At 43.8% G+C, this 9,005-nt stretch carries 10 protein-coding genes; all 10 read left to right on the top strand.

The window, feature by feature from the left end; translation table 11 throughout:
* The first annotated feature begins 205 nt into the window (after positions 1–205).
* The 10 genes from ACM0OP_RS22890 to ACM0OP_RS22845 all read left to right on the top strand — a co-directional run bounded on the left by ACM0OP_RS22890 (position 206) and on the right by ACM0OP_RS22845 (position 8,872).
* The gene (locus tag ACM0OP_RS22890) at positions 206–976 is read left to right on the top strand and encodes a Uma2 family endonuclease (RefSeq protein ID WP_414530713.1); all 771 of its coding nucleotides are present in this window, start codon (positions 206–208) and stop codon (positions 974–976) included.
* Between the two features lie 45 nt (positions 977–1,021).
* On the top strand, positions 1,022–2,203 hold the full coding sequence (locus ACM0OP_RS22885; RefSeq protein WP_414530712.1) for a class I SAM-dependent methyltransferase: 1,182 nt from the start codon (positions 1,022–1,024) through the stop codon (positions 2,201–2,203).
* A gap of 299 nt (positions 2,204–2,502) precedes the next feature.
* Complete coding sequence (locus ACM0OP_RS22880; protein WP_414530711.1) at positions 2,503–2,943, top strand: ATP synthase subunit I; 441 nt, start codon at positions 2,503–2,505, stop codon at positions 2,941–2,943.
* 116 nt (positions 2,944–3,059) lie between these two features.
* Entirely contained in the window at positions 3,060–3,809 is a 750-nt protein-coding gene (gene atpB, locus ACM0OP_RS22875; protein WP_414530710.1) for a F0F1 ATP synthase subunit A, read from the top strand.
* A gap of 123 nt (positions 3,810–3,932) precedes the next feature.
* Positions 3,933–4,178, top strand: coding sequence for an ATP synthase F0 subunit C (gene atpE / locus ACM0OP_RS22870; protein WP_006196223.1), 246 nt, complete (start codon positions 3,933–3,935; stop codon positions 4,176–4,178).
* Positions 4,179–4,327: 149 nt separating this feature from the next.
* On the top strand, positions 4,328–4,819 hold the full coding sequence (locus ACM0OP_RS22865) for a F0F1 ATP synthase subunit B' (protein ID WP_414530709.1): 492 nt from the start codon (positions 4,328–4,330) through the stop codon (positions 4,817–4,819).
* 112 nt (positions 4,820–4,931) lie between these two features.
* Positions 4,932–5,495 carry a F0F1 ATP synthase subunit B gene (locus ACM0OP_RS22860; RefSeq protein ID WP_414530708.1) on the top strand — a complete coding sequence of 188 codons (564 nt, stop codon included), beginning with the start codon at positions 4,932–4,934 and terminating at the stop codon, positions 5,493–5,495.
* Positions 5,492–6,049, top strand: a complete 558-nt coding sequence (atpH, locus tag ACM0OP_RS22855) for an ATP synthase F1 subunit delta (RefSeq protein ID WP_414530707.1) — start codon at positions 5,492–5,494, stop codon at positions 6,047–6,049. The genes ACM0OP_RS22860 and atpH overlap by 4 nt, the downstream gene beginning before the upstream one ends.
* A 232-nt stretch (positions 6,050–6,281) precedes the next feature.
* Positions 6,282–7,802, top strand: a complete 1,521-nt coding sequence (atpA, locus tag ACM0OP_RS22850; protein WP_414530706.1) for a F0F1 ATP synthase subunit alpha — start codon at positions 6,282–6,284, stop codon at positions 7,800–7,802.
* Positions 7,803–7,924: 122 nt separating this feature from the next.
* Positions 7,925–8,872 (top strand): F0F1 ATP synthase subunit gamma, encoded by a 948-nt coding sequence (locus ACM0OP_RS22845; protein WP_414530705.1) that lies wholly within the window; start codon positions 7,925–7,927, stop codon positions 8,870–8,872.
* Positions 8,873–9,005: the final 133 nt, after the last annotated feature.

Genomic DNA, 9,005 nt, shown 5'->3' with positions numbered 1-9,005 from the left:
TCAATCCTCTCCTAGAATCCCACTGTCAATAGGGTTTGAGACGCGCTAACCCTGGGATGTAAGAAGCGAATATAATTTGCTACTGCACAGGCAAATTTTACCGACTAAACAAAAGTAAAGCTTTAACCCGCGCGCGCGGGCTGAGTTTGTATCGCTAGGGCTAGTAATAAATTAAACTGAATCAGAATAGGAGCGTTAAGCAATCATGTATCAAGTAGATCCGCCCTTACCTCCGAAAGAAACACTGCCCACAATGTATGACTTGCCCAGCGAAAATCGGGAGGAACCAGGTTTGCCAGATGAATTTCACCTTCTCCAACCTGAGTTACTTCGCATTACTTTTCGCCCGCCTAGTTATGCTGAGGATCAGATTTTTACAGCTAGTGATTTACACTTATATTATGATCCTCATCATCCTCAATGGTATAAGCGCCCCGATTGGTTTGCAGTTTTGGGAGCATCGCGTTTTTATAACCAAACAGAATTGCGATTAAGTTATGTTACTTGGCAAGAGGGAATTAATCCTTTTGTAGCAGTTGAACTAATATCACCAGGGACAGAAGCGGAAGATTTAGGGCGAACTTTACGGGAGGTTAATCAACCGCCTAATAAATGGTCTGTGTATGAGCGAATTTTAAGAGTTCCCTATTATTTTGTCTTCAACCGTTACACTAATGAGTTTCACTGTTTTGGTTTAATGATGAACCGCTATCAACCTCTATCTATAAATGGGTTAGGGGTGTGGTTAGAGTCAGCAGAGCTAGGTTTAGGGTTATGGGATGGGGAATATCAAGGATTAAAAAGATTGTGGCTACGTTGGTATGATCGAGACAATAATTGGTTACTTACACCTGTAGAGCAGGAAAAACAACGTGCAGAACAAGAAAAACAACGGGCTGATTCTGCCGAGTTAGAAAATGCTAAGTTACGGCAATTGTTACTTGAACAAGGAATCAGTTTACCAAATGGTGAATAATTCTCTCAATCCGCTAAACTCTAAAATGCTGCGTTCTTCCTGATCATGTCAGACTCCCAAGCTGTTAGTGCTGCTGTTGCGAAACTCTACGATACTTATCCCTTCCCCCCAGAACCTCTACTAGATGAAGCCCCTCCTGGGTACAATTGGCGCTGGAATTGGTTAGCCGCTTACAATTTCTGCACGGGACGCAAACCACCAAAGCAAGATATCCGCATTTTGGATGCTGGCTGTGGTTCCGGTGTGGGGACTGAATATTTGGTACATCTCAACCCCCAAGCCCAGGTGGTGGGAATTGATTTAAGCGCAGGAACTTTAGAGGTAGCTAAAGAACGCTGTCAACGTTCCGGTGCTGATAGGGTGGAGTTTCATCACCTCAGTTTGTATGATGTGGAACAGTTACCCGGTGAGTTTGATTTAATTAACTGTGTGGGTGTGTTGCATCACTTACCTGACCCTATCCGTGGTATTCAAGCTTTAGCCAAGAAGTTAGCCCCTGGTGGACTAATGCACATTTTTGTCTATGGCGAACTGGGACGCTGGGAAATTCAACTCATGCAAAAGGCGATCGCACTTCTCCAAGGTGACAAAAAAGGCGATTATCGTGATGGGGTACAAGTGGGGCGTAAAGTATTCGCATCTTTACCAGAAAATAACCGCATTGTCAAGCGCGATCAGGAACTTTGGTCATTAGAAAATCATAAAGATGAATGTTTTGCCGATATGTACGTTCATCCCCAGGAAATTGATTACAACATTGAGACACTGTTTGAATTAATTGATGCTTCTGATTTGGAATTTATCGGTTTTTCTAATCCTGATTTTTGGCAGTTAGAAAGACTTTTGTCCAAAGCACCAGAGTTAATTGCACGGGCGGATGAATTGAGCGATCGCCAACGTTACCGCCTGATAGAATTACTAGACCCGGAAGTTACCCATTATGAGTTTTTCCTCGGTCGTCTTCCCCTGATTAAATCCAACTGGTCAGAGGATAAATTCTTGCTCACAGCCATTCCCGAACTTAACCCCTGTATTGATGGTTTCCCTAGCCAATGTATATTTAACTACAACTACCAGATTGTCAACCTATCAAATGTAGAGTTAAACTTTTTACATAAATGTGATGGGAACTTAACCATAGCAGAAATTTTAACCGATGTAGAAATTAACTTAGAGCAAATCAGGTCACTACAGAAGCAACAGATAATTTTATTGACACTGAGTTAATTAAGGTACTTAACCAGCATAGTTATTCTACGATGATTGTTTAGGTTATGAGCGAATAGAAAACTCGTGAAATTTTAAGAAAGTTGGAATGTGATCAGGGGAAAATTTCTCTTGTTATCCCCTGCTTTTACCGCCAGCCTCGCCACCCATTTTCCTGCACACAGCAACACTTCTACCCTGAGTCGGATCATGACCAGAAGTTAATTGTTTTTTTCTAAAGTATTGTTACCTGATCGTGATATGATTCAGCTGACTGAATGTGCAGTCATTATAAGTTAGCTGTACTGGTTTCAAGTCTCGTGAGCTTGTCAGAAGATTCAATTGATCCCACTCCGACAACACAACAAGATACTCAAACTGGTTTTGACGATACAGAACCAGTAGACTCTTCCATGCAGGAGTTCTATCAACTCTACCAAGAGTTGTTGGTAATCACACTTGCCTTGACAGGGGTTGTATTTATCTCTGTGTGGATTGCTTATTCTGGAAACATTGCCCTGAATTATCTATTAGGGGCGTGTGCAGGTGTGCTTTACTTGAGGATGTTGGCAAAAGATGTTGAGCGTTTAGGTAGAGAAAAGCAGTCACTGAGTAAAACTCGGCTAGCCTTATTGGTAGCGCTGATTTTGCTAGCATCGCGGTGGAATCAACTACAGATATTACCCATATTTTTGGGATTTCTCACCTACAAAGCCACACTCATCTTCTACGTAATTAGGATGGCTTTTGTCTCTGACTAGCCAAAGCTCCGAAAACCCGAAAAGCTAACCTCAGTCCTGGGTGAGGAATATCCACACCGCAAAGAAAGCTCCTCTTCTCCAGGTAATATTGGAGAAACGATTGATATGGAAAGAAAATGCTGAATTTTCTGAATTTCTACACCATTCCACTTGCCGAATTGGAAGTAGGAAAACATCTGTACTGGCAAATAGGCAACTTCAAGCTGCATGGTCAGGTGTTTCTCACATCCTGGTTTGTTATTGGTGTGCTAGTGCTAGTTTCCTTAGCGGCAAGCAGTAACATCAAAAGAATTCCCAGTGGGTTGCAGAACCTGATGGAATACGCCCTGGAATTCATTCGGGATTTGGCTAAAAACCAAATTGGCGAGAAAGAATATCGCCCTTGGGTGCCGTTTGTTGGCACTTTGTTTTTGTTCATTTTTGTGTCAAATTGGTCAGGGGCGCTGGTTCCATTCAAGCTGATTCATTTGCCAGAAGGTGAATTAACAGCACCTACAAGTGATATCAACACAACTGTTGCCTTAGCGTTGCTGACATCCCTGGCGTATTTTTACGCTGGCTTCAGTAAAAAAGGTTTAGGGTATTTTGGCAACTACGTCCAGCCAGTGTCGTTCATGTTGCCCTTCAAGATTATTGAAGACTTTACCAAACCTCTTTCCCTAAGCTTCCGTTTATTCGGCAACATTTTGGCTGACGAACTTGTAGTAGGTGTACTTGTATTGCTAGTACCCTTGTTTGTACCTTTGCCAGTTATGGCTTTGGGACTATTTACCAGCGCCATCCAAGCACTAATTTTTGCCACCTTAGCCGCCGCTTACATCGGTGAAGCGATGGAAGACCATCATGGCGAAGAGCATCATGAATGAGGGGCATTAAATACCCTCAACAGTCATGAGTCATTGGTTATTTAACATAATCAAAGGCAAATGGCAACTGACACACAACAACGTCTAAATCAACTCAACTCAGTAAATTAAGGAAATAAAATCATGGACCCATTAGTTGCTGCTGCTTCCGTTCTCGCTGCTGCTCTTGCTGTTGGTTTGGCTGCAATCGGCCCTGGTATTGGTCAAGGTAACGCTGCTGGACAAGCTGTAGAAGGTATTGCTCGTCAGCCAGAAGCTGAAGGCAAAATTCGCGGTACATTGCTATTAAGTTTGGCATTCATGGAAGCGCTAACCATCTACGGTCTAGTAGTTGCTCTAGTGCTACTGTTTGCTAACCCCTTCGCATAAGTTCAGTGCTGAGTGCTGAGTGCTGAGTAATTAGAAAGTTAGGAGTTAAGAGTTAGAGTTAGGAATTTAACTTATAACTCATAACTCATAACTCACAGACTCATAACTCAGGACTCAGGACTAATATATTTAGATAGAAATTAGCAACCATGACACACTGGATTACCTTATTAGCAGTAGAAGAGGTTGCCAAGGAAGGGGGGCTGTTTGATCTAGATGCTACCCTGCCCTTAATGGCAATTCAATTTCTAGTTTTAGCTATAGTGTTGAATGCAACACTGTACAAGCCATTGGGCAATGCAATTGATGGACGGAATAATTATATCCGGGATAATCAATTAAAAGCACAAGAACGGTTGACAAAAACCGAAAAATTGGCAGAGCAGTATGAGCAAGACTTGGCCGGAGCCAGAAGGCAAGCCCAAAAAGTTATTGCTGATGCTCAAGCCGAAGCCCAAAAAATTGCTGCTGAGAAAATAGCTGTGGCACAAAGAGAAGCCCAGGCAGAAAAAGAAAAGGCTGCTAACGAAATTGAGCAGCAAAAACAAGCAGCTTTTGCTTCATTAGACCAACAGGTAAATTCCCTTAGTCGCCAAATACTAGAAAAGCTTTTAGGAGCAGATTTAGTTGGTCGGCGCTAATGAAAATTTAGGTTGGCATCATTAAGTGACATTGTAAAGACCCACTGGTCAACTAAAAATTGGCAGGGTCGTTAATGTTAAGCATTGGCAGCGCAGTTGTGGATGGAAAATCATGGGGACTTTTTTACTGTTGATGGCAGAAGCCAGCGCCATCGCAAGTGACTTGGCAGAGGCAGAGGGACATGGTGGTTTTAGTCTAAATACAGATATATTTGACACCAACCTGATTAACCTTGCCATTATTATTACTGTGCTGTTGGTATTTGGGCGCAAAGTTCTGGGCAAAACCCTGAAAACTCGCCGAGATACTATTGAAACAGCAATTAAGAATGCAGAGCAACGTGCTTCTGAAGCTGCACAGCAACTCCAAGAAGCACAGCAAAAGTTAGAGCAAGCTCAATCCGAAGCTGAAAGCATCAAAAAAGCGGCACAAGAAAATGCCGAAGCTGCAAAGGCAGCCATCTTAGCCCAAGCTGCTATAGATATTGAACGCTTACAAGCAGCAGGTGCGGCTGACTTGAATGCAGACCTAGATAGAGCGATCGCCAAATTGCGGCAACGGGTAGTTGCTCAGGCATTGCAAGAGGTCGAGTCAGAACTGAAAAGTGGCATAGCTGACGATGCTCAACAAATTTTAATTGAACGTAGCATCGCACAATTGGGAGGCCAGGTATGACAAGTAAAATAGCAACTGCTGAAATAGCTGCTCCTTATTCACAAGCTCTGTTGTCTCTCGCCAAAGCAAAAAACTTGACAGCAGAGTTTGGCGAAGATGCTAGGAGTTTGTTAAGCCTACTCTCAGAAAATCAAGACCTACAGAACTTTATCAGTAACCCCTTTATTAGTAATGAGAACAAAAAGGCTCTCATTAAACAAATACTGGGGGAAAGTGGTAACGCCTACTTACGCAATTTTTTGTTTTTGCTGGTAGATAAACGGCGGATTGCTTTCCTGGAAAAAGTTTTACAGCAATACTTAGCTTTGTTGCGGCAGCTGAATAAAACCGTATTAGCGGAAGTAACTTCAGCCGTTCCCCTCTCAGAAGCTCAACAACAAGCTGTAATTCAAAAAGTTCTCGCCATTACCAATGCTCGTGAAGTCGAGCTGGATTCTAAAATAGATAGCGACTTAATTGGTGGTGTGATCATTAAAGTCGGCTCTCAGGTAATTGATGCTAGTTTACGCGGTCAGTTGCGCCGCCTTTCCTTACACCTAACTAGTAATTCGTAATTCGTAATTCGTAATTCGTAATTGCGATAGTGCTAGAGTTTCCTTGCTGTGCTGATAGTCTGGCAAGGTAACTGGGCAGGGGATGAAATAATTGGAGAATTAAGGAAAATGCTTTCCCCACTTCCCAACTTGCACTGAGCGACTTGTACTGACTTTTGCCTAGCGAAGTCGAAGTAAGCCGAAGTGTCCCCACTCCCTACTCCCTACTCTGAAAAGCAAAAAACATAGACACATGAGTATTTCAATTAGACCTGACGAAATTAGCAGCATTATTCAGCAGCAAATCGAGCAATACGACCAAGAAGTCAAAGTTGCTAACGTTGGTACAGTTCTCCAAGTGGGTGACGGTATCGCCCGCATCTATGGTCTAGAAAAGGCTATGGCTGGGGAACTATTAGAATTTGAAGACGGTACAATTGGCATCGCCCAGAACTTAGAAGAAGACAACGTGGGCGCAGTGCTTATGGGTGACGGTCTGAACATTCAAGAAGGTAGCTCCGTTACTGCTACTGGTAGAATTGCTCAGGTTCCCGTGGGTGAAGCCTTAATTGGACGAGTTGTCAATGCTTTGGGTATTCCCATTGATGGTAAAGGAGACATCAAAACTAGTGAAAGCCGTTTGATTGAATCTCCAGCCCCTGGTATCATCGCCCGTCGGTCTGTACACGAACCGATGCAAACGGGAATTACAGCTATTGACTCGATGATTCCTGTCGGTCGTGGTCAACGGGAATTGATTATTGGCGACCGTCAAACAGGTAAAACTGCGATCGCCATTGACACCATCATCAACCAAAAAGGTGAAGATGTAGTTTGTGTCTACGTGGCCATTGGTCAAAAAGCATCCACCGTTGCTAACGTGGTGCAAACTCTACAAGAAAAAGGTGCAATGGACTACACCGTAGTCGTTGCTGCTAGTGCCAGTGAACCCGCCACCCTACAATACTTAGCTCCTTATACCGGAGCAACAATTGCTGAGTACTTCATGTACAAAGGCAAAGCTACCTTGGTGGTTTATGATGACCTTTCCAAGCAAGCCCAAGCTTATCGCCAAATGTCCTTGCTGCTCCGTCGTCCACCAGGACGGGAAGCATATCCTGGAGATGTATTCTACATTCACTCCCGCTTGTTGGAACGCGCCGCTAAATTAAGTGACGAATTGGGCAAAGGTAGCATGACTGCCCTCCCCATCATCGAAACCCAAGCCGGTGACGTTTCTGCATACATCCCCACCAACGTAATTTCCATTACCGATGGTCAGATATTCTTGTCTTCTGACTTATTCAACGCTGGTATTCGTCCCGCAGTAAACCCCGGTATTTCGGTATCTCGTGTGGGTTCGGCGGCGCAAACCAAAGCCATGAAAAAAGTTGCCGGTAAGATTAAGTTAGAATTGGCACAATTTGACGACTTGCAAGCCTTCGCCCAATTTGCTTCTGACTTAGATAAAGCCACTCAAGACCAATTGGCACGGGGTCAACGTTTACGGGAACTACTGAAGCAGCCACAAAACGCGCCTCTCTCAGTATCTGAGCAAGTAGCCATCCTCTATGCTGGTATTAACGGTTACTTAGATGATGTGCCTGTGGATAAAGTCACCACCTTCACCAAAGGTCTGCGGGAGTTCTTAAAAACTGGTAAACCTCAATACACCGACGCTGTACAAAGCAAAAAAGTCATGGGTGAAGAGGAAGAAACAGCTTTGAAGGAAGCCCTAACTGAATACAAAAAGACCTTCAAAGCAACAGCGTAGTTAGTTATTAGCCCTTCGACTCCACTTAGGGTTAAGTCATTGGTCATTAGTCATTGGGAAACACTTAATGGCTATTGACTTTTGCCAGCTGACTATGGACTAAGAACTCAGAACTTAAGAATATGGCCAATCTCAAAGCAATACGCGATCGCATTCAGTCGGTCAAAAACACCAAGAAAATCACAGAAGCCATGCGGCTAGTGGCAGCTGCTAGGGTGCGTCGCGCCCAAGAACAAGTAACTGCTACCCGTCCCTTTGCCGATCGCTTGGCACAAGTACTGTATGGTTTACAAACTCGGCTCCGGTTTGAAGATGTAGACCTTCCACTACTGAAAAAACGGGAAGTGAAAACAGTTGGACTGCTAGTAATTTCCGGCGACAGAGGTTTGTGTGGCGGTTACAACACTAACGTCATCCGTCGGGCAGAAAATCGCGCCAAAGAACTACAAGCAGAAGGCGTAAATTACAAATTTGTACTGGTAGGTCGTAAAGCTATTCAGTATTTCCAACGCCGGGAACAACCCATCGACAGCACATACACTGGTTTAGAACAAATTCCTACCGCCGCAGAAGCAACGGAAATTGCCGATCAACTACTTTCCTTATTTCTATCGGAAAGTGTGGATCGGATTGAATTAATCTATACCAGATTTGTATCTTTGGTTAGTTCTCGTCCCGTAATCCAAACCCTGCTACCTTTAGATCCTCAAGGATTAGAAGCCGCAGATGACGAGATATTTCGCCTCACCACCCGTGGCGGTCAATTTGAAGTGGAACGAGAAAAAGTGACTAGCCAAGTTCGTGCTTTACCTCGTGACATGATTTTTGAGCAAGATCCTGTGCAAATTTTGGATTCTTTATTACCCCTATATCTGAGTAATCAGCTATTGCGGGCGTTACAAGAGTCAGCCGCCAGTGAATTAGCAGCACGGATGACAGCGATGAACAACGCCAGCGACAACGCCGGTGAATTGATTAAAAGTCTGTCATTGTCTTACAACAAAGCTAGACAAGCCGCTATTACTCAAGAATTGTTAGAGGTTGTTGGTGGTGCTGAAGCACTAACTTAAGGAATTGCTCATTGTTTAGTAGTCAAGAATAGCTAATTGCTAGTTGTATCAAAATTAGCAATTGGCTATTTTTAGTATGACTGGGGACTGGGGACTGGGGACTGGGGACTGGGGACTGGGGACTGGGGACTGG

The organism is Nodularia chucula CCY0103, from assembly GCF_963923915.1.
Classification (GTDB): Bacteria; Cyanobacteriota; Cyanobacteriia; order Cyanobacteriales; family Nostocaceae; genus Nodularia; species Nodularia chucula.
This window is presented reverse-complemented; position numbering and strand designations above follow the sequence as displayed.